The following is a 20064-nucleotide window of genomic DNA, read 5'->3' on the forward strand; positions in this document are numbered from 1 at the left end:
AGGTAGCCCCGGGCCGACACCGCGGGCCGCCACAGCCAGAGCCCTGCGGCCAACACCCCGCGCGACAAGGCCGAAACGCGCCCCCGTGCGCGCTCTCGAACCCTTGACAGTCGTTCTGTGCGCGTCAAATCTGGGCGCAGACCGCTCGCCCCAAGGGGAGGCGAAGATGCCTGCAGCGCGGGAAGCGTTACTGGACGCCGCGTACACGGCGCTGGCGCGCCGGCCGTGGTCCGCCGTGCGGATGGTGGACGTGGCCGCGGCGGCCGGAGTGTCCCGGCAGACGCTGTACAACGAGTTCGGCAGCAAGGACGGCCTCGCGAGGGCCCTGGTCAGGAGAGAGGCCGACGGATTCCTCGCCGGGGTGGACCGCGCGCTCACCGGGCCCAGCGACCCCCGCGACCGGCTCACCGCCACCGCCGAGTGGACCGCGTCGGCGGCCCGGGAGAACCTCCTGGTGCGCGCCATGCTCACCGGCTGCTGGAGCGAGCGGCTGCCCGCCCCGGCCCTGACGGCGGTGCCGTCCACCTCCGCCGTACCGGCCCAGCGCCGCGCCGACGGGCCGCTGCCCTCACCCGGCGACTTCGTCGCCCTCGTCCGGGACCGGGCCGTCGGTCTCCTGGCCGGCCCCGGCATAGCCACCTCCGACTCGGCCGACCTGGCCCGCTCCTGCGAACTCGCCGTCCGCTTGGCGCTGTCGTGCGTGGCCGCGCCACCCGCCGAGGGCGGCGTCGCCGACCTGGTCCGCAGCGCCCTTCACCGGCGGACGGGGTGACGGCGCGTCAGTGTGCCGACCCCGACAACTGCAGCCCGACCACGCCGATGATGACGAGGCTGATCGACACGATCTTCAGGGTGGACACCAGGTCACCGAGGAAGATCATGCCGTAGATGGCCGTCCCGGCCGCGCCGATGCCGGTCCACACCGCGTACGCGGGACCCACGTCGAGCCGTCTGAGCGCCAGGGTCAGCAGTCCGAAGCTACCGAGGGCGAAGACGCAGAACGCGACCGTCGGCCACAGCCGGGTGAAGCCGTGCGACAGCTTCAGACACACCGCGAAGCCGGTCTCGAGCAATCCGGCCACGATGACCAGCAGCCACGCCATGAGTCGTCCTCCCGTATCCCACGTTCAGTGACCGCTTCGTCAGTTCCGTCGCGCTTGCCGGGCCTTGGCCCGGCTCGCGTCCGGCTTGGGTGCGATTATGCACTTACCGTTCACACGCCAGGACAAACAACGCGGAGGTCAGTCGCCTTCCTTGCGCTCCCGCGTGGCCAGCAGCCGGCGCAGCGAGTACAGCCGCGCAGGGTCCGCGTGCCCCTCGGCCACCCACGCGTCCAGCGCGCAGTCCGGTTCGTCGTGGCTGCACGCGCGCGGGCAGCCCTCGGTGCCCGGCTCCAGGTCGGGGAAGGCGTGGATGACCCGGGACGGGTCCACGTGGTTGAGCCCGAAGGACCGCAGGCCCGGGGTGTCGATCACCCAGCCGTCGCCGCCCGACAGCGGCAGCGCCAGCGCCGAGGTCGTGGTGTGCCGGCCGCGGCCGGTCACCGCGTTCACATGACCCGTCGTACGCCGCCGCTCCTGTGGCACCAGCGAGTTCACCAGGGTCGTCTTGCCGACCCCGGAGTGACCGACGAACGCGGTGATCTTGCCGTCGAGCTGCTCCCGCACCCGGGCGAGGGCGACCCCGCTCTCCAGCTCCGCGCGGCTGGTGACGACGTAGGGGATGTCGAGGTCGCCGTACAGCTCCAGCAGCTTCTCGGGCGGGGCGAGGTCCGACTTGGTCAGCACCAGCAGCGGATCCAGGCCGCCGTCGTAGGCCGCGACCAGACAGCGGTCGATCAGGCGGGGGCGGGGCTCCGGGTCGGCGAGGGCGGTGACGACGGCCAGTTGGTCGGCGTTGGCGACGACCACCCGCTCGAACGGATCGTCGTCGTCCGCGGTGCGCCGCAGCACCGAGGTGCGTTCCTCGATGCGCACGATCCGCGCGAGAGTGTCCTTCTTGCCCGTCAGGTCGCCCACCAGGGCCACCCGGTCGCCGACCACCGCCGCCTTGCGGCCCAGCTCGCGGGCCTTCATCGCCAGGACCATACGGTCCTCGACGAGGCAGGTCAGTCGGCCCCGGTCGACGGTGAGCACCAGGCCCTCGGCGGCGTCCTCGTGCTTGGGGCGGATGTTCGTCCGGGGCCGGGTGTTGCGGCGGCCCGGACGGGTGCGGATGTCGTCCTCGTCGGTGTGCTTGCCGTAGCGGCGCATGACCAGATCCCCGCGTCCTACGCCCCGAGCATCCCGGTCCACAGATCGGGGAAGTCGGGCAGGGTCTTGGCCGTCGTCGCCACGTTCTCGATCTGCACGCCCTCCACCGCCAGGCCGATGATCGCGCCGGCCGTGGCCATGCGGTGGTCGTCGTAGGTGTGGAAGATCCCGCCGTGCAGCCGGCGCGGGCGGATGTGCAGACCGTCGGCGGTCTCGGTGACGTCGCCGCCGAGTTCGTTGATCTCCTTGGTCAGCGCCGCCAGCCGGTCCGTCTCGTGCAGCCGCAGATGGGCCACGCCGCGCAGGGTCGACGGGGAGTCCGCGAGGGCCGCGACCGCCGCGATGCCCGGCGTCAGCTCGCCGACCTCGCCGAGGTCGACGTCGATGCCGTGGATCGAGCCGGATCCGGTGAACACCAGCCCGTACTCGGTCAGTTCGCAGGACCCGCCCATCTCGGTGAAGATCTCGCGCAGCCGGTCACCGGGCTGCGTGGTGCGGGCGGGCCAGTCCGGGACGACGACCTTGCCGCCGGTCACCAGGGCCGCCGCGAGGAACGGCTGGGCGTTGGACAGGTCCGGCTCGACGACCAGGTCCCGGCCGAGCAGGGCGCCCGGCGAGACCCGCCAGACGTTCGGCTCGCCGCCCGACTCGGGCGTGTCCACCTGGGCGCCGACCGCGCGCAGCATGTCGACGGTCATGCGGATGTGCGGCATGGAGGGCAGCGTGGCGCCGGTGTGGCGGACCTCGACGCCCTGGTTGAAGCGCGGCCCGGACAGCAGCAGGGCGCTCACGAACTGGGACGAGGAGGAGGCGTCGATGGCGACCGTGCCGCCCTCCAGGGCGCCGTTGCCGTGCACGGTCATCGGCAGGGCGCCGCGGCCGTCGTCGTCGATCCGGGCGCCGAGCTGTCGCAGCGCGTCGATGACGCCGTTCAGCGGGCGTTCGTAGGAGCGGGGGTCGCCGTCGAACCGGACGGGGCCGTCGGCGAGCGCGGAGACCGGCGGCAGGAACCGCATCACCGTGCCGGCGTTGCCGACGTCGACCGTGGCCGGGCCGCGCAGGCCCGTGGGGATCACCCGCCAGGCCTCACCGGTGCCGTCCGGGCCCACGCCTTCTTCGATCTCGATGCCCATCGCGCGCAGTGCCCCGGCCATCAGCAGGGTGTCCCGGGAGCGCAGGGGGCGGCGCAGCCAGCCGGGCTCGGAGGCGAGGGCGGCGAGGACCAGGGCACGGTTGGTGACCGACTTGGACCCGGGCACGTGGACCGTCGCGTCGACGGCTCCGCTCGCGTGCGGGGCGGGCCAGAGGGCGGTGTCTGCGGTGTTCGGGGCCATGGCCCCACTTTATAAGCAGGCGATGGTTCGAGTGCGGCTGCGTCGTGGCTGGTCGCGCCCCGCGGCGGAGCCGCGGATCGGCTCGGGCAACCGCCCCCCGAATCCGGCCGGTCACAAGCCCAGCAGCCAGCGTCCGCCGCCGATCAGCGAGCACAGTGACACCGCGTGGAAGAGGAAGAACCACAGCCCCGCCGGTACGTGCGTCAGCCGCGACAGCTGGTCCGCGTCCGAGTCGCCCGCCCCGCCCCGCGCCCGCTTGGCCTGGAGCTCGAAGGCCGGCCGGACCCCGCCGATCAGCAGGAACCACACCACCGCGTACGCGAACGCCGCCTGGACCTGGGGCCCGGCGAGCCACGACACCAGCACGAACAGCCCGCCGGTGACCAGCATGGTCAGGGCGCCGTAGGCGTTGCGGATCATCACCAGCATGGCCAGCAGCAGGGCGGTGGCCAGCCACAGCAGGAGCGTGATGCGACCGCCGCCCAGCAGGGCCGCCCCGCCCAGACCCAGCAGGGGCGGGGCCGTGTAGCCCGCGGCCGCCGTGAGGATCATGCCGATGCCGTGCGGCTTGCCGCGGCTGACGGTCAGGCCGCTGGTGTCCGAGTGCAGGCGTATGCCGGTGAGGGTGCGGCCGGTGAGCAGGGCCACGAGCCCGTGGCCGCCCTCGTGGGCGATGGTGATGGCGTTGCGGGACACCCGCCACAGGCCGTGCGGGATCACGACGGCGAGCGCGGTGCCCAGCGTCGCGATCACCACCCACAGGTCGGGGTCGGGCTGCGTGCCGGACACCTCGTCCCAGAGGGAGGCGAGCGAGGCGGTTGCGGTGCTGTCCATGTAAGGCGTTGGCTCCCTGTGGGCGATCCAATGGGTGCGGCGCGCAGCGCCGTCGTTGAGAGATGGTGGTCGGGCGACGGGTGGGCCTGGCAGTGTGGCACGTATGTGCGGACGGTATTCAGCAAGTCGTAGGCCAGAGGATCTCGCAGGAATCTTTGAGATCGAGAAGTGGGAGCCCGAGGAGACCCTCGCGCCGGACTACAACGTGGCACCCACCAAAGAGGTCTACGCCGTCCTGGACCGTCCCCTGAAAGACGCGGACGACCCGCGACCGGTTCGGCAGCTGCGCACGCTGAAGTGGGGACTGGTCCCGTCCTGGTCGAAGACCCCCGAGGGCGGCGCCCGGATGATCAACGCCCGCGCGGAGACCGTCCACGAGAAGCCGTCCTACCGCCGCGCCTTCACCTCCCGGCGCTGCATCCTGCCCGCCGACGGCTACTACGAGTGGGTCACCGGCACCCAGGAGCGCGAGCTGGAGGTCGAGGGCAAGAAGAAGCGGCCCCGCAAGCAGCCCTACTTCGTGACCCCGGCCGACGGGTCGGTGTTCGCGATGGCCGGTCTGTACGAGTTCTGGCGTGACAGGACCCTGCCGGACGACCACCCGCAGGCCTGGTGGGTGACGTGCTCGGTCATCACCACGGAGGCCGAGAAGGGCCCGCTCGCGGTCTCCCCGGCCGACGGACCGCGGGCGCTCGCCGAGATCCACCCCCGGATGCCGCTGATGCTGACGCCCGACCGCTGGGACGCCTGGCTGGACCCGTCCCGCACGGACGCCGACGAGCTGCGCGAACTGCTCGCCCCGCCGCCCGAGGGGCTGATGCGGGCCTACCCCGTCGCCACCGCCGTCAGCAACGTCCGCAACAACGGGCCGGAGCTGCTGAAGGAGCTGGAGGGGCCCGAAGAGGGCACACTCTTCTGACGTGACGCATGTGACGAAGACGGCCCGCACGACCATCGAGACCGTCGAGACCGACGCCGGAACCGCCCGGATCACCTGGCACGAGGCGAAGAAGGCCCGGCTGGTCCTCGCCGTCAGCCACGGCGCGGGCGGCGGCATCGAGGCCCGTGACCTGGTGGCCCTGGCCGAGGTCCTGCCCGGCCACGGCGTGACCGTCGCCCGGGTGGAGCAGCCCTGGCGGGTGGCCGGGAAGAAGCTGGCGCCCGCGCCGAAGACCCTGGACACCGGCTGGCGCGGCATCTGGCCCGCACTGGCGAAGCCCGGGCTGCCGGTGATCTCCGGCGGGCGCAGCGCCGGGGCCCGGGTGGCCTGCCGCACCGCGACCGAGCTGGGCGCCCACGCCGTGCTCGCGCTGAGCTTCCCTCTCCACCCGCCGGGCAAGCCGGAGAAGTCCCGCGCCGAGGAGCTGCTGGGCTCCGGGGTACCCACCCTGGTCGTGCAGGGCGGCAACGACCCGTTCGGGAAGCCGGCGGAGTTCCCCGAGGGGACGTACGCGCTCGTGGAGATTCCGTACGGGGATCACGGCTTCGCCGTGCCGAAACGTGCGGACCTCTCGCAGGACGAGGCAGTGGCGGTCATCACGGACGCGGTCGTGCGGTGGACCACGTCACTCGGGTAAAGCTTCGGGAATGCCGGGGCGGCGGTCACTGTTGTGCGGGACGTACGTGCTGGAGACCAGCGCCGACGTCATAGGAGAGGGAGTCCGCCGCATGGGTTCGACCATCTGCCCGACCCGCAGCAGCCGCGCCGACCTGGACTGGACGGTGCTGCACGCGGCGAAGACCGCCTCTATTCGGGCGGCGGGCGGACCGGATCGTCGTCTATCCTCCGATTCGGGTGAGACCGGTCTCGGTCTCACGAGAACACTCGAGGAGGTGGGTCCGGTCACTGGGACCGACGCAGGGACCGAAAACGGCCGGTCGGAGCAGCCCGAGAGCCAGGGCGGCGCGGGCGCGGAGACGGCCGCGGAGCGCAACGCGCGCTTCGAGCGGGACGCGCTCGAGTTCCTCGACCAGATGTATTCGGCCGCGCTGCGCATGACGCGCAATCCGGCCGACGCCGAGGACCTGGTGCAGGAGACGTACGCCAAGGCGTACGCGTCCTTCCACCAGTTCCGCGAGGGGACCAACCTCAAGGCGTGGCTGTACCGGATCCTCACCAACACCTTCATCAACTCGTACCGCAAGAAGCAGCGCGAACCTCAGCGCTCCGCGGCCGAGGAGATCGAGGACTGGCAGCTCGCCCGCGCCGAGTCGCACATGTCGACGGGTCTGCGCTCCGCGGAGTCGCAGGCGCTCGACCACCTGCCCGACTCGGACGTGAAGGCGGCGCTCCAGGCGATCCCCGAGGAGTTCCGCATCGCGGTCTACCTGGCGGACGTCGAGGGCTTTGCCTACAAGGAGATCGCCGACATCATGGGGACACCCATCGGTACGGTGATGTCCCGGCTGCACCGGGGCCGCCGTCAGCTGCGCGGCATGCTGGAGGACTACGCCCGTGACCGCGGGATGGTGCCGGCCGGTGCCGGAGAGTCGAACGAAGCGAAAGGCTCGGGGTCATGAGCTGCGGAGAGCCGCACGAGACGGATTGCAGCGAAATCCTCGATCATCTCTACGAGTTCCTCGACCGGGAGATGCCGGACTCGGACTGCGTGAAGTTCGAGCACCACTTCGAGGAGTGCTCGCCCTGCCTCGAGAAGTACGGGCTCGAGCAGGCCGTGAAGAAGCTCGTCAAGCGCTGCTGCGGGCACGACGACGTGCCGGGCGACCTGCGGGACAAGGTCATGGGGCGGATCGACCTGATCCGCTCCGGCCAGGCCGTCCCCGAGCAGGACGTCACGGCCTCGCCCGCCACGCCCCAGGAGTCCTGACACTCCTGCGCTTTTCAACTACCCCACCTGCGAGAGGGGTAGTCATGGGGTGGTCACCCGCGGGGACACCCTCGAACACGTCACTCGAACGTGCTAATCCGTGGGTCATCGACCCGCGGACCCCCCTGCCGCCGCCCTAGGCTCCGGGCCTGACGGTCATGGCCGGGGGAGGGGCTCATGGAAGCGGTACCGGCACGGGCACGTGTCTACATCGCCTGTGTCGCCACGGCCGCGCTGCTCTGCCTGCTGCCGCCGCCGGGCGCCGGTACGCCCTGGTGGGCGGCCGCGCTGCTCGCGGCGCTGTACGCGGGCTGCGAGCGCGTGGCCCGCTCCCGGTTCGTGGGGATCTCCCACCCGGCCGGGACCTTCTACCCCGTCCTGCTCGCCGGTGCCTTCCTGCTGCCCGCGCCGGTCGCGGCGCTGGTGGCCGTGCCCGGCGCGCTGCTCTCCCCCGTGGCGCAGCGGCCCGTGGCGCTGCGGCGCGTGTGGCGGGCCGCACAGCTCGTCCTCGGGGTGTGGACCGCCGCCGAGGTGCACCGGCTGCTCGGCGGCCGGGACGCGGTCGCGGCGGGCGACGTCCCGTACGCCCTCGGTCCCGGTGGGGCGGCCGTCCTGGCGTTCTGCATGGTCCTCGCGCTGCTCGACGGCGGCATCCTGGCCGTGGCGGAACGCGTGCCGGTACGGCGGGCCTGGCGCGGCCTGGTGGCCCGTTCGCTCGCCCCGATCGCCGTGCACGGCCTCGCCGGGCTGATGATGGCCGTGCTGTGGCGCAGCCCCTACGGGCCCGTCTCCGCGCTGCTCGTCCTGCTGCCCATGTGCGTCTCGTGGTGGGCGTTCGCGCAGTACCACCGGGAACGCGCCGCGCATCAGGCGACCATCCGGGCGCTGGTGCAGGCGGTCGACATCAAGGACGGGTACACCCGCGGGCACAGCGAGCGTGTCGGGCAGGCCTCCATGATGATCGCGCGCGAGCTGGGCATGGCCGACGAGCGCGTGGAGGTGCTCCGCTTCGCCGGGATCCTGCACGACGTGGGCAAGCTCGGCGTGCCCACGCGGCTGCTCCGCAAGGACGGGCCGCTGACACCCGAGGAGCGGCGGGTGATCGAGCTGCACCCCGAGTACGGGCACGAGATGGTGCGCGGCATCGGCTTCCTCGGCGAGGCCCGAGCCGCCGTGCTGCACCACCACGAGCGGCTCGACGGCAGCGGCTACCCCTACGGCCTGGTGGGCCGTCAGATCCCCGAGTCCGCGCGGGTGGTGGCCGTCGCGGACGCCTTCGACGCCATGACCTCCACCCGCAGCTACAGCAGGGCCCGGCCCGTTCCGGTGGCCCTGGCGGAGCTGGAGCGGTGCGCGGGCAGCCAGTTCGACCCGGTGATGGTCGCGGCGCTCGTCGAGGCCATCGGCCGCACGGGCTGGCACCCCACCGTGACCGCCGACGAACCCCTCCCCTCCCGCGTGCCCCGGCCCGGCACGCCCCTCTCCAGCCGCCCCGGAGCGCATCGATGACCGCGCGTCGCTACATGAGCCGCCCGGAATCAGGCCGCTGCCGGCCGGGAGCGCGCGGTTGTTGTCCAGAGGCGTGCCGGGCGACGCGCCGTCGCCCCCCGGGTACCGGGCACCGCCGGGACATCTGCCGTTGCCTTCCGGGAACAGGCCGTTGTCGTCCGGGAGTAGCCCGGCCTCGCGCGGGGGCGCGTGGGTCTTGCCCAGGGGCGCTCTGGTCTCGCCCGGCGGCGTGTCGGACCCGATCGGGAGCACTTCGGTCCCGCCCGGGGTCAGCCCGACCCCGCCCGGGGTCAGCCCGACCCCGCCCGGGTGCAGCCCGGCCCCGCACGGGGGCGCGCCGGTGAGTGTTGGTCGGCCGGCACCGCTGCTCACCCTCGTGCACGTCTGTGCCGGCCTGCTCGCGGTCGGCTCGCTGGTGGTCACGGTTCACCACGGTCTGGAGGAACGCCGGGTCGCGCTCGCCTTCGGGGTTCTTGTCACCGTCGGTGAGCTCACCCGGCGCAGTGGCGCCCGGGTTCGGGAACCGGCGCCGCTGGGAGCCGCCGCGGCGCTCTCCTACGCCCTGCTCGGCGAGGCCGGCGGGCGGGCCACCCACCACGGCCCCGCCCAGGTCGTCGCCGTCGTACTGGCCGCCTCCCTGCTCGGCAGCGTCCCGCACATCGCGCGCGGGCAGGGACCCACCCTCGACCACCTCGCACGGCGCGTGCTCACCGTCGGATTCGTCGCCGTGTGCTTCCAGCCCCCCTACAACCGGGGCATGTTCGACGACCTGGGCGGTCCCGCCTACGCCCTGCTGCTCCTCGCGCTGCTGTCCCTGACCGCGCTGTGCGACGCGGTGTTCGCCGCCGCCCTGGCCCACACCCGCACCGGCTGGCCCTTCGGGCCGGTGCTGCGCGACGAGATGCGGGCGGTGTACGGCATCGGGTCCGCCGTCATCGCCACCGGGGCGGTGATGGCACTGGCCGTCGCCGTGGTGGGCCTGTGGGCACTGCCCGTCTTCTCCGTGCCGCTGCTGCTCGCCCAGATGGCGTTCCGCCGGTACGCCGCCGTCCGGGCGACCTACCGGCAGACCATCGCCTCCCTCGCCCGGGCCACCGAGGTCGCCGGATACACCCCGGCCGGGCACGCGCGGCGCGTCGCCGTGGTCAGCAAGGCGGTGGGGCGCGACCTGGGGCTGACCGAGCCCGAGCTCGCCGTCCTGGAGTACGCCGCGCTCATGCACGACATCGGCCAGCTGAGCCTCGTCGACCCCGTCCCGGCGGGCGCCACCGCCGCGCTGCCCGTCGCCGAGCAGCGGCGGATCGCCCTGCTCGGCGGCGCCGTCGTACGGCAGACGGGCGTCGACGAGGCCGTGGCCGTGGTCGTCGAGCGGCAGGCCGACGACTACCCCGAGCAGCCGCTGGCCGCGCGAATCGTCCGGGCCGTGAACGCGTACGAGGAGAAGTCCAGGGAAGGAGGGCCCGGCGGGCCGCTGACGGCGCTGGAGGAACTCCGGCTCGCCACCGCCGGGACATACGCCCCGGAGGTGGTGGAATCACTGGCCCGGGTACTGGCAAGGAGCAGTCTGACCCTGCCCGTGGCTGGGTAACCCATGGGTAATGAGCGCCCTCGAGGCCGTACGTGGTTGGATGCGAAGAAGAAGGTGTCCGGGGGCTCGAAACACAGCTACGGCCAGCCCACCGCACGGAACTGGCAGGCGGGAATCGTGAGGATCTTCGGCAAGGGACGGCACCGGCCCTCCGCCTCCTGGCGGCAGGCCACGGACCGGGCGTTCACCCTCATCGGCGACGGCCGTTACGAGGACGCGGGGGCACTGCTGACACGTGCCGCCGATCTGGAGCCCTGGCTTTCCGAGTCCTGGTTCAACCTCGCCCTGCTGCACAAGTTCCGGCACGACTGGGAGCAGGCGCGGGCGGCCGGACTGCGGGCCGTGGCGCTGCTCGACCGGGACACCGGCGCCCCCGACTGGTGGAACGTCGGCATCGCCGCGACCGCGCTCCAGGACTGGCCGCTGGCCCGGCGCGCCTGGCAGGCCTACGGGCTGCGGGTGCCGGGGGCGGCCAACGACTCCGGCGAACCCCTCGGCATGGACCTCGGCAGCGCGGCCGTACGGCTGTCCCCGGAGGGGGAGGCCGAGGTGGTGTGGGGGCGGCGGCTGGATCCCGCGCGGATCGAGGTGCTGTCCATCCCGCTGCCGTCGTCCGGACGGCGCTGGGGAGAGGTCGTCCTGCACGACGGGGTGCCGCACGGGGAGCGGACGACCGCCGCCGGGCACACCTACCCGGTGTTCGACGAGATCGAGCTGTGGGCGCCGTCGCCGGTGCCGACGTGGGTGGTGCTGCTGGAGGCGGCGACGGAGGCGGACCGGGACGCGCTGGAGCAGCTGGCCTCGGACGCCGGTTTCGCCGCGGAGGACTGGTCGTCATCGGTGCGGTTGCTGTGCCGGATGTGCTCGGAGTCCCGGATGCCGTCGGACGAGGGCGACGGGGAGCATCTCGACCCGCACGATCACAGTGAGCCGGGGCATCCGGGGCCGCTGGGGCACCGGACGGACGGGCAGCTGTGGGTTCCGGAGCGGGAGTGCGGGCTGGCTGCGCCGGCTGCGCTGGTGAGGGGGTTGCTGGACGGGTGGGTGGCCGACAGCCCTGATTCCCGGGACTGGCGGGATCTCGAAGAGGTCTGTTGACGCCGTTGCCGGGTGCAGCGCCGTTGTGGTTGTCCGCGCAGTTCCCCGCGCCCCTGACGGGGCGCCTTCCCCGTACCCTGTATCAGCATCCCGGGTTGGATTTGTTCAGGAAGGCGTACGGACGTCATGGCTCAGCAGGACACCGATCAGCAGCGCGCGGGCGTGCTCCCCGTCGATGACGAGGGGTATGTGATCGACACGCAGGACTGCGAGGAGCGTGAAGCCGCCTGGCGGGAGCGGGGGACCTCGCGGCCGATCACGGTCGTCGGGAACCCGGTGCTGCACAAGGAGTGCAAGGACGTCACCGACTTCGGCGAGGAGTTCCAGCAGCTCGTCGCGGACATGTTCGCCAGCCAGCGCACCGCCGAGGGCGTGGGCCTGGCCGCCAACCAGATCGGCGTCGACGCGAAGGTCTTCGTCTACGACTGCCCCGACGACGAGGGCGTCCGGCACACCGGCGTCGTCTGCAACCCCAAGCTCGTCGAGCTGCCCGCCGACAAGCGCCGTCTCGACGACAGCAACGAGGGCTGTCTGTCGGTGCCCACGGCGTATGCCCCGCTTGCCCGGCCCGACTACGCCGAGGTGACCGGCCAGGACGAAAAGGGCAACCCGGTCAAGGTGCGCGGCACCGGGTACTTCGCGCGGTGTTTGCAGCACGAGACGGACCATCTGTACGGCTACCTCTACATCGACCGGCTCTCCAAGCGTGAACGCAAGGACGCCCTGCGGCAGATGGCCGAGAACGAGCCCCGCTACCCGGTCGTGGCCAACGACTGAGAGCTCAGCTTCACCAGGCGCACGGCGTCTGTTCGGGTTCCCCACCCTGAACAGACGCCGTTCGTCTGTGCCGTTCGTCTGTCCGTCGTACGTTCGATCGCTTCCGCTCTCCAGGTGGTCTGCCGGTAGTCACACAACGGGAGGTTCCCGGCACTGTGGGGTAGTGAATGAAGCAAATGCGTTCCCAGAACGGTCAGTTGTAGTGCTGAATGGGATGAGCGGGGTATGCAACGGCGCACGCCCGGCACGAAGGGAGGGGCGCCCGCGCCAACTGGCGGCTGAGAGGGGTTAGTTCGTGCATGCATTGTCACGCGGCACCACATCGACACCGGTCACGATCGCAGTTCCACCGTCGCTCTCTCTCCCGGTGATCGAGGAGGAGTTTCCCCGGCAACTCCACCCGTATTGGCCGAAGTGCCAGGAGAAGACCCGGGCCTGGCTGCTCGAAAAGCGGCTCATGCCGGCCGACAAGGTGGAGGAATATGCCGACGGCCTTTGCTACACCGACCTCATGGCCGGGTACTACATCGGCGCCTCCGACGAGGTCATGCAGGCGATCGCCGACTACAGCGCGTGGTTCTTCGTCTGGGACGACCGTCACGACCGCGACATCGTGCACGACCGTCCGGTCGCCTGGCGGCTGCTGAAGGACCGGCTGCACGCGGCTCTCGACTCCCCCGGGGAGCACCTGCACCACGAGGACCCACTGGTCGCCGGGTTCGCGGACAGCGTGCTGCGGCTGTACGCCTTCCTGGGCCAGACGTGGAACCTCCGGTTCGCCCGGCACTTCCACGCGGTGATCGACGCCTACGACCGGGAGTTCCACAACCGCACCCGGGGCGTCGTCCCGACGGTCGAGGAGTACCTCCAACTGCGCCGGCTCACCTTCGCGCACTGGATATGGACGGACCTGTTGGAGCCGGTCGCCGGCTGTGAACTTCCCGATGCCGTGAGAAAACAACCGGCGTATCGGCGGGCGGCGCTGCTCAGTCAGGAATTCGCCGCCTGGTACAACGATCTGTGCTCGCTTCCGAAGGAAATCGCGGGCGACGAGGTGCACAATCTCGGAATCAGTCTCATCACCCATGAGGGGCTGACTCTGGAACAGGCCGTCGTGGACGTCAGGCGACGGGTCGAGAAAACCATCACCGATTTCCTCGACGTCGAGCGGGAAGCGTTGCGGTTCGCCGACGATCTCGCCGACGGATCTGTGCGGGGAAAGGAATTGAGCACCGCCGTGCGGGTCTGCCTGAGCAATATGCGGAACTGGTTCAGTTCCGTCTACTGGTTCCACCACGAGTCCGGCCGGTACATGGTCGACAGCTGGGACGACCGGTCCACGCCCCCGTACGTCAACAACGAAGCGGCAGGTGAGAAATGACCGTCGAGTCCGTACGGCCCGAAACCCCGGCGGCCGTGGAGCTGCGCGAGCCGCCCCGGGCGGGCGGCGGTGTCCCGGTGCTCGGGCACGGCTGGAAGCTGGCCCGCGATCCGCTGGCCTTCATGTCCCGGCTGCGCGAGCACGGCGACGTCGTGCGGCTGAAGCTCGGTCCGAAGACGGTGTTCGCGGTGACCACCCCGGACCTGACCGGCGCCCTGGCGCTGAGCAACGACTTCATCATCGCCGGACCGCTGTGGGAGTCCCTGGAGGGCCTGCTCGGCAAGGAGGGCGTGGCCACGGCGAACGGCCCGCGCCACCGGCGCCAGCGGCGCACCATCCAGCCCGCCTTCCGGCTCGACGCGATCCCCGGCTACGGCCCGATCATGGAGGAGGAGGCACACGCGCTCACCGAGCGCTGGAAGCCCGGCCAGACCATCGACTGCACCTCGGAGTCCTTCCGGGTGGCCGTGCGCATCGCGGCCCGCTGTCTGCTGCGCGGCCAGTACATGGACGAGCGGGCGGAGCGGCTGTGCGTCGCCCTCGCCACCGTCTTCCGCGGGATGTACCGGCGGATGGTGGTCCCGCTCGGACCGCTCTACAAACTGCCCCTCCCGGCCAATCGCGAATTCAACCGGGCCTTGGCCGATTTGCATCTCCTCGTCGACGAGATCGTCGCCGAGCGCAGGGCATCCGGTCAAAAGCCGGACGATTTGCTGACGGCATTGCTGGAGGCCACGGACGAGAATGGCGACCCGATCGGGGAACAGGAGATCCACGATCAGGTCGTCGCGATCCTCACTCCCGGCAGCGAAACCATCGCCTCCACGATCATGTGGCTGTTGCATATGCTCGCGGAGCACCCCGAACACGCGGACCGGGTGCATGACGAAGTGCAAGCCGTCACCGGCGGGAGGCCGGTGGCATTCGCAGACGTCCGAGGACTCAGGCACACCAACAATGTCGTCATCGAGTCCATGCGTTTGAGCCCGGCCGTCTGGATTCTGACCCGCAGGGCCGTCCGGGACACGGAACTCGGTGGATACAGTATTCCGTCCGGTGCGGACATCATCTACAGCCCGTACGCGATCCAGCGCGATGCGAAGTCGTACGAGCGGCACCTGGAGTTCGACCCCGACCGCTGGCTTCCGGACCGGGTCAAGGACATCCCGAAGCACGCCATGAGCCCCTTCAGCGTGGGCAATCGCAAGTGCCCGAGCGACCACTTCTCGATGGCCCAGCTGACGCTGGTCACGGCGGCGCTGGCGACGAAGTACCGCTTCGAGCAGGTGGCGGGGTCGAAGGACGCCACCCGCGTCGGGATCACGCTGCGGCCGCACGACCTGCGGGTGCGGCCGGTGGCGAGGTGAGGGCCGCCGGGCTCAGGCCGCCTCGGGACCCCTGAACGTCCGCCGGTAGGCGTTCGGGGTCGTCCCCACCGTGCGCACGAAGTGGTGGCGCAGCGTGGCCGCGTTGCCGAACCCCGTTCGGCCGGCGATCGCGTCCATGGTCTCGTCCGTCGCCTCCAGCAGCCGCTGGGCCAGCAGCACGCGCTGGCGGAGGATCCAGCGGTACGGAGTGGTCCCGGTCTCCTGCTGGAAGCGGCGGGCGAAGGTGCGCGGGGACATGTGGGCGTGGACGGCGAGCTGCTCGACGGTGACCTCCTCGTCGAGATGGCGCTCCATCCACGCCAGTACCTCGCCGATCGTGTCGCCCTCGGGCTGGGGGAGCGGGCGCTCGATGTACTGGGCCTGGCCGCCGTCGCGGTGCGGGGGCACCACCATCCGCCGGGCGATCTTGTTGGCGACCTCGGAGCCCTGCTCCTTGCGCACCAGGTGCAGACAGGCGTCGATGCCGGCGGCCGTGCCGGCGGAGGTGATCACCGGGTCCTCGTCGACGTAGAGCACGTCCGGCTCGACGACCACGCGCGGGTACTGCCGGGCGAGGTCCTTGGCGTGCTTCCAGTGCGTGGCGCACCGGCGGCCGTCCAGCAGCCCGGCGGCGGCCAGCACGAAGACACCGGAACAGACGCTCAGCACGCGCGCCCCGCGGTCGACCGCGCGGCGCAGCGCGTCCAGCAGCTCCGGCGGGAAGTCCCGGGCCGCGTAGCTGTACCCGGCGGGCACGGCGATCAGATCGGCCGTCTCCAGCCGCTCCAGACCGTGGTCCACCTGGAGCGAGAAGCCCGAGTTCATCCGCAGCACCGGGCCCTCGGCGGAGGCGACGGCGAAATCGTAGACCGGCAGGCCCTCGTCGCTGCGGTCGGTGCCGAAGACCTCGCACACCACACCGAGCTCGAAGGGGTTCACGCCGTCGAGGAGGGCGACGGCCACGTTCTGCAGCATGGATCCAGTGTGCCTCGCCGTTGGCAGAAATTCGAGGGTCTACGGCAGTACTGCCACTGACGGTAAGGAGCAATCGGCGCGACAGTGGTGTCCATGAACACGAACCAGATCGAAGCACTCATCGGACTGTCCGCCACTCTCGGGATCCTGGTCCTCCTGATCCTCCCGTCCGTGCTCGGCCTGGTGCGCGAGCGGCGCATCGACCGGCAGATCCGGGAGGCCCAGGAGGCCCACGAAGAGCGTCCGGCTCAGAAGTCCTCGTCCAGGTCGACGGTGCCCTCCACCGCCACCTGGTACGCGGAGGGCCGCCGCTCGAAGAAGTTGGTCAACTCCTGAACCCCCTGGAGCTCCATGAAGGAGAAGGGGTTCTCCGAGCCGTAGACCGGAGCGAAGCCCAGGCGGGTGAGCCGCTGGTCGGCGACGCACTCCAGGTACTGCCGCATCGACTCGGTGTTCATGCCCGGGAGGCCCTCCCCGCACAGGTCGCGCGCGAACTGCAGCTCGGCTTCGACGGCCTCCCGGAGCATGTCCGTCACCTCCTGCTGGAGCCGATCGTCGAACAGCTCGGGCTCCTCCTTGCGGACGGTGTCGACCACGTCGAAGGCGAAGGACATGTGCATCGTCTCGTCGCGGAACACCCAGTTGGTGCCGGTGGCCAGACCGTGCAGCAGGCCCCGGCTGCGGAACCAGTAGACGTACGCGAAGGCGCCGTAGAAGAACAGGCCCTCGATGCACGCGGCGAAGCAGATCAGGTTGAGCAGGAACTTGCGGCGGTCCGCCTTGGACTCCAGGCGGTCTAGCTTGTCGACCGAGTCGATCCACTTGAAGCAGAACCCGGCCTTCTCGCGGATGGACGGGATGTTCTCCACCGCCGCGAAGGCCGCCGCGCGGTCCTCCGGGTCGGGCAGATAGGTGTCGAGCAGCGTCAGATAGAACTGGACGTGCACGGCCTCCTCGAAGAGCTGACGGCTCAGATACAGCCGCGCCTCGGGGGAGTTGATGTGCTTGTACAGCGTCAGCACCAGGTTGTTCGCGACGATCGAGTCACCCGTGGCGAAGAAGGCGACCAGCCGGCCGATCAGGTGCTGCTCCGCCGGTGACAGCTTGGCGAGGTCGGCGACGTCCGAGTGGAGGTCGACCTCCTCCACGGTCCAGGTGTTCTTGATGGCGTCCCGGTAGCGCTCGTAGAAGTCCGGGTAGCGCATGGGGCGCAGGGTGAGCTCGAAGCCGGGGTCGAGAAGGTTCTGGGTCATTACTGGCACGCCTCGCAGGACTCGGGGTTCTCCAGGGAGCAGGCGACCGCTTCGGGGTCCGGGGTGGCCTGCGCGGGGACGGTGGCCTGGGCGGCGCGGGCGATACGGGTCGCCGGACGCGAGCGCAGGTAGTACGTGGTCTTCAGCCCGGACTTCCAGGCGTAGGCGTACATCGAGGAGAGCTTGCCGATGGTCGGCGTCTCCAGGAACAGGTTCAGGGACTGGGACTGGTCCAGGAACGGGGTCCTGGCCGCCGCCATGTCGATCAGGCCGCGCTGCGGGATCTCCCACGCCGTGCGGTACAGGGCGCGCACGTCCTCGGGGATCCAGGCGAAGTCCTGCACCGAGCCGCTGGCCTCGCGCAGGGCCTCCCGGCTGCGGGCGTCCCACACCCCGAGCCGCTTCAGCTCGTCCACCAGGTAGGAGTTGACCTGGAGGAACTCGCCCGACAGCGTCTCGCGCTTGAACAGGTTGGACACCTGCGGCTCGATGCACTCGTACACGCCCGCGATCGAGGCGATGGTGGCCGTGGGGGCGATCGCGAGGAGCAGCGAGTTGCGCATGCCGGTCGTGGCGATGCGCTCGCGCAGCGCCGCCCAGCGCTCCGGCCAGGCCGGTTCCACGTCGTAGTGGTCGGGGTGCAGCACACCCCGGGCCGTACGGGTCTTCTCCCAGGCGGGCAGCGGGCCGTTGCGCTCGGCCAGGTCGGCGGAGGCCTCGTACGCGGCGAGCATGATGCGCTCGGCGATCCGGGTGGAGAGGGCCTTGGCCTCGGGAGAGTCGAAGGGCAGGCGCAGCTTGAAGAAGACGTCCTGGAGGCCCATCGCACCGAGGCCGACCGGACGCCAGCGGGCGTTGGAGCGGCCCGCCTGCTCGGTCGGATAGAAGTTGATGTCGACGACCCGGTCGAGGAACGTGACGGCCGTGCGGACGGTCTCGTCCAGCCGCTCCCAGTCCAGGTCTGCGGTCGATGTGTCGACAAAGGAACCCAGATTGACCGAGCCCAGGTTGCAGACCGCCGTCTCCCCGTCGCTGGTGACCTCCAGGATCTCCGTGCAGAGGTTGGAGGAGTGGACGACGTGGCCCGGCTCGGCCGTCTGGTTGGCGGTGCGGTTGGCGGCGTCCTTGAAGGTCATCCAGCCGTTGCCGGTCTGCGCGAGGGTGCGCATCATCCGGCCGTACAGCTCACGGGCGGGCAGGGTCTTCCTCGCCAGGCCCTTCGCCTCGGCCGCCCGGTACGCGGCGTCGAACTCCTCGCCCCACAGGTCGACCAGCTCGGGCACGTCCGAGGGGGAGAACAGCGACCACCGCGCGTCGGCGTTCACGCGCCGCATGAACTCGTCCGGCACCCAGTGCGCCAGGTTCAGGTTGTGCGTGCGGCGGGCGTCCTCGCCGGTGTTGTCGCGCAGCTCCAGGAACTCCTCGATGTCGGCGTGCCAGGTCTCCAGGTAGACCGCGGCCGCGCCCTTGCGCCGGCCGCCCTGGTTCACCGCGGCGACCGAGGCGTCGAGGGTCTTCAGGAACGGCACGATGCCGTTGGAGTGCCCGTTGGTGCCGCGGATCAGCGAACCGCGGGCGCGGATGCGGGAGTAGGCGACGCCGATGCCCCCGGCGTGCTTCGACAGCCGGGCCACCTGGTGGTACCGGTCGTAGATGGAGTCCAGCTCGTCCTTGGGGGAGTCGAGGAGGTAGCAGGACGACATCTGGGGGTGCCGGGTGCCGGAGTTGAAGAGGGTGGGGGAGGAGGGGAGGTAGTCGAGGCGGCTCATGAGCCCGTAGAGGGCCGCGACCTCCTCCAGCGCGCGGGTGGTGTCGTCCTCGGCGAGACCGCTCGCCACCCGCAGCATGAAGTGCTGCGGCGTCTCGACGACCTTGCGGGTGATCGGGTGCCGGAGCAGATAGCGACTGTGCAGCGTGCGCAGGCCGAAGTAGCCGAAGCGGTCGTCGGCGCCGGTGTCGATCAGGGCGTCGAGCCGGGCCGCGTGCAGCCGGACGAACTCGGCGGTGCGGTCGGCGATGAGACCCTCGCGGTGGCCGACGGCGACGGACTCGGTGAAGGACGTGACGCCCTGCGAGGCGGCCTCCTCGCGGATGCCGATGGTCAGCAGCCGGGCGGCCAGCCGGGAGTAGGCGGGGTCCTCGGAGATCAGACCGGCCGCGGCCTCCGTCGCCAGCTCCCGCAACTCCGCCTCGTCCGCGGCGGCGGACCGGCCGCGCAGCGCCGCGGCGGCGACCCGTCCGGGGTCGGCGTCGGGGAGGTCGGCGGTCAGCTCGGTCAGGGTCCGCAGCAGCGCGGTACCGGGAGCGTCCTGCTGCTCCTCGGCGGCCGAAACCTGTTCGGCTGAGACCTGTTCGGCTGGGACCTGCTCGGCTGAGACCTGTTCGGCTGAGACCGATTCGGCTGGGACCGATTCGGCTGGGACCGGTTCGGCTGGCGCGATGGTCACGTGGGGCTCTCCCTCGCTCGGCACGGGGGCCTCGTCGAGGGCAGGGGGCAGCACACGAGCGCACGCGGCGTCGCGTCCACCGGCCCATTCCACGAGGCCCGGACGTCAGGGCACACCGGCCGGGTGGCCGGGTGCGCTGTCGGCAGGTCCTCGGACTGACTCCCACGCGCCTCAAGGGCATGGGTACACCGTTGCGGGACAGTTCCGGATTCACACCGGATTCCCCTGCGGCGACAGCGAGCATGAGCATACATCTTGTGCCGGGTTCGGTTGGCACCCCCAGATGTTGTGTCGCGGTGGTGTCGGAGCGTCAGCTCTACGTGACAGCGGGGGGGGGGGGGGGGGGGGGGGGGGGCGCCGGGGGGGGGGGGGGGGGGGGGGGGGGGGGACCGGCGCGGAAAGCGGGTAGCAGCCGCGCCGG

Annotated in this window: 19 protein-coding genes and 1 riboswitch; of the genes, 12 read left to right on the forward strand and 7 right to left on the reverse strand. The window is 71.1% G+C overall.

The features are described 5' to 3' along the window. The first annotated feature begins 166 nt into the window (after positions 1-166). Complete coding sequence (locus ACFZDE_RS13465; RefSeq protein ID WP_391199866.1) at positions 167-772, forward strand: TetR family transcriptional regulator; 606 nt, start codon at positions 167-169, stop codon at positions 770-772. A 7-nt stretch (positions 773-779) separates the two neighbouring features. Here the strand turns inward: ACFZDE_RS13465 and ACFZDE_RS13470 are convergent, their stop codons facing one another. From ACFZDE_RS13470 to ACFZDE_RS13485, 4 genes are all read right to left on the reverse strand, one after another. Next, positions 780-1103 carry an SMR family transporter gene (locus tag ACFZDE_RS13470; RefSeq protein WP_390993790.1) on the reverse strand — a complete coding sequence of 108 codons (324 nt, stop codon included), beginning with the start codon at positions 1101-1103 and terminating at the stop codon, positions 780-782. Positions 1104-1241: 138 nt separating this feature from the next. After that, positions 1242-2252 (reverse strand): ribosome small subunit-dependent GTPase A, encoded by a 1011-nt coding sequence (gene rsgA, locus ACFZDE_RS13475; protein ID WP_390993791.1) that lies wholly within the window; start codon positions 2250-2252, stop codon positions 1242-1244. A 17-nt stretch (positions 2253-2269) separates the two neighbouring features. Further along, positions 2270-3586, reverse strand: coding sequence for a 3-phosphoshikimate 1-carboxyvinyltransferase (gene aroA, locus ACFZDE_RS13480; protein ID WP_390993792.1), 1317 nt, complete (start codon positions 3584-3586; stop codon positions 2270-2272). 111 nt (positions 3587-3697) lie between these two features. Beyond that, positions 3698-4420, reverse strand: coding sequence for a M50 family metallopeptidase (locus tag ACFZDE_RS13485; RefSeq protein ID WP_391199868.1), 723 nt, complete (start codon positions 4418-4420; stop codon positions 3698-3700). A 103-nt stretch (positions 4421-4523) separates the two neighbouring features. On the opposite strand from ACFZDE_RS13485, the gene ACFZDE_RS13490 reads away from it, so the two are divergent. The 10 genes from ACFZDE_RS13490 to ACFZDE_RS13535 all read left to right on the forward strand — a co-directional run bounded on the left by ACFZDE_RS13490 (position 4524) and on the right by ACFZDE_RS13535 (position 14968). Next, complete coding sequence (locus tag ACFZDE_RS13490; protein ID WP_390993794.1) at positions 4524-5339, forward strand: SOS response-associated peptidase family protein; 816 nt, start codon at positions 4524-4526, stop codon at positions 5337-5339. 1 nt (position 5340) lies between these two features. Next, positions 5341-5997: an alpha/beta family hydrolase gene (locus tag ACFZDE_RS13495; protein ID WP_391199870.1), complete on the forward strand. Its 657-nt coding sequence runs from the start codon at positions 5341-5343 to the stop codon at positions 5995-5997. 256 nt (positions 5998-6253) lie between these two features. Further along, the gene (gene sigR / locus ACFZDE_RS13500; protein ID WP_390993957.1) at positions 6254-6940 is read left to right on the forward strand and encodes an RNA polymerase sigma factor SigR; all 687 of its coding nucleotides are present in this window, start codon (positions 6254-6256) and stop codon (positions 6938-6940) included. Further along, positions 6937-7248, forward strand: a complete 312-nt coding sequence (gene rsrA, locus ACFZDE_RS13505) for a mycothiol system anti-sigma-R factor (protein WP_031108065.1) — start codon at positions 6937-6939, stop codon at positions 7246-7248. The genes sigR and rsrA overlap by 4 nt, the downstream gene beginning before the upstream one ends. Positions 7249-7425: 177 nt before the next feature. Then, positions 7426-8757 (forward strand): HD domain-containing phosphohydrolase, encoded by a 1332-nt coding sequence (locus ACFZDE_RS13510; RefSeq protein WP_391199872.1) that lies wholly within the window; start codon positions 7426-7428, stop codon positions 8755-8757. Between the two features lie 340 nt (positions 8758-9097). After that, complete coding sequence (locus ACFZDE_RS13515; protein WP_391199874.1) at positions 9098-10345, forward strand: HD domain-containing protein; 1248 nt, start codon at positions 9098-9100, stop codon at positions 10343-10345. Between the two features lie 117 nt (positions 10346-10462). Then, the gene (locus tag ACFZDE_RS13520) at positions 10463-11443 is read left to right on the forward strand and encodes a tetratricopeptide repeat protein (protein WP_391199876.1); all 981 of its coding nucleotides are present in this window, start codon (positions 10463-10465) and stop codon (positions 11441-11443) included. Positions 11444-11569: 126 nt separating this feature from the next. Beyond that, the gene (gene def, locus ACFZDE_RS13525) at positions 11570-12220 is read left to right on the forward strand and encodes a peptide deformylase (RefSeq protein WP_390993798.1); all 651 of its coding nucleotides are present in this window, start codon (positions 11570-11572) and stop codon (positions 12218-12220) included. Positions 12221-12515: 295 nt separating this feature from the next. Continuing rightward, the gene (gene cyc1 / locus ACFZDE_RS13530) at positions 12516-13601 is read left to right on the forward strand and encodes an epi-isozizaene synthase (protein WP_390993799.1); all 1086 of its coding nucleotides are present in this window, start codon (positions 12516-12518) and stop codon (positions 13599-13601) included. Beyond that, positions 13598-14968, forward strand: a complete 1371-nt coding sequence (locus tag ACFZDE_RS13535; protein ID WP_391199878.1) for a cytochrome P450 — start codon at positions 13598-13600, stop codon at positions 14966-14968. Before cyc1 ends, ACFZDE_RS13535 begins: the two co-directional genes overlap by 4 nt. A 12-nt stretch (positions 14969-14980) precedes the next feature. Here ACFZDE_RS13535 and ACFZDE_RS13540 read toward each other — a convergent pair whose 3' ends face one another. Then, on the reverse strand, positions 14981-15943 hold the full coding sequence (locus tag ACFZDE_RS13540) for a helix-turn-helix domain-containing protein (protein WP_391199880.1): 963 nt from the start codon (positions 15941-15943) through the stop codon (positions 14981-14983). 93 nt (positions 15944-16036) lie between these two features. On the opposite strand from ACFZDE_RS13540, the gene ACFZDE_RS13545 reads away from it, so the two are divergent. Then, complete coding sequence (locus tag ACFZDE_RS13545) at positions 16037-16279, forward strand: hypothetical protein (protein ID WP_390993802.1); 243 nt, start codon at positions 16037-16039, stop codon at positions 16277-16279. Here the strand turns inward: ACFZDE_RS13545 and ACFZDE_RS13550 are convergent. Next, entirely contained in the window at positions 16192-17196 is a 1005-nt protein-coding gene (locus ACFZDE_RS13550) for a ribonucleotide-diphosphate reductase subunit beta (protein ID WP_391199882.1), read from the reverse strand. The two genes, ACFZDE_RS13545 and ACFZDE_RS13550, sit on opposite strands and share 88 nt — an antisense overlap. Continuing rightward, entirely contained in the window at positions 17196-19487 is a 2292-nt protein-coding gene (locus ACFZDE_RS13555) for a ribonucleoside-diphosphate reductase subunit alpha (protein ID WP_391199930.1), read from the reverse strand. Before ACFZDE_RS13555 ends, ACFZDE_RS13550 begins: the two co-directional genes overlap by 1 nt. Positions 19488-19766: 279 nt before the next feature. Further along, positions 19767-19923, reverse strand: a riboswitch (cobalamin riboswitch). Positions 19924-20064 lie beyond the last annotated feature (141 nt).

This window comes from Streptomyces sp. NPDC007929 (assembly GCF_042959065.1).
In the GTDB taxonomy this organism is placed as follows: domain Bacteria; phylum Actinomycetota; class Actinomycetes; order Streptomycetales; family Streptomycetaceae; genus Streptomyces.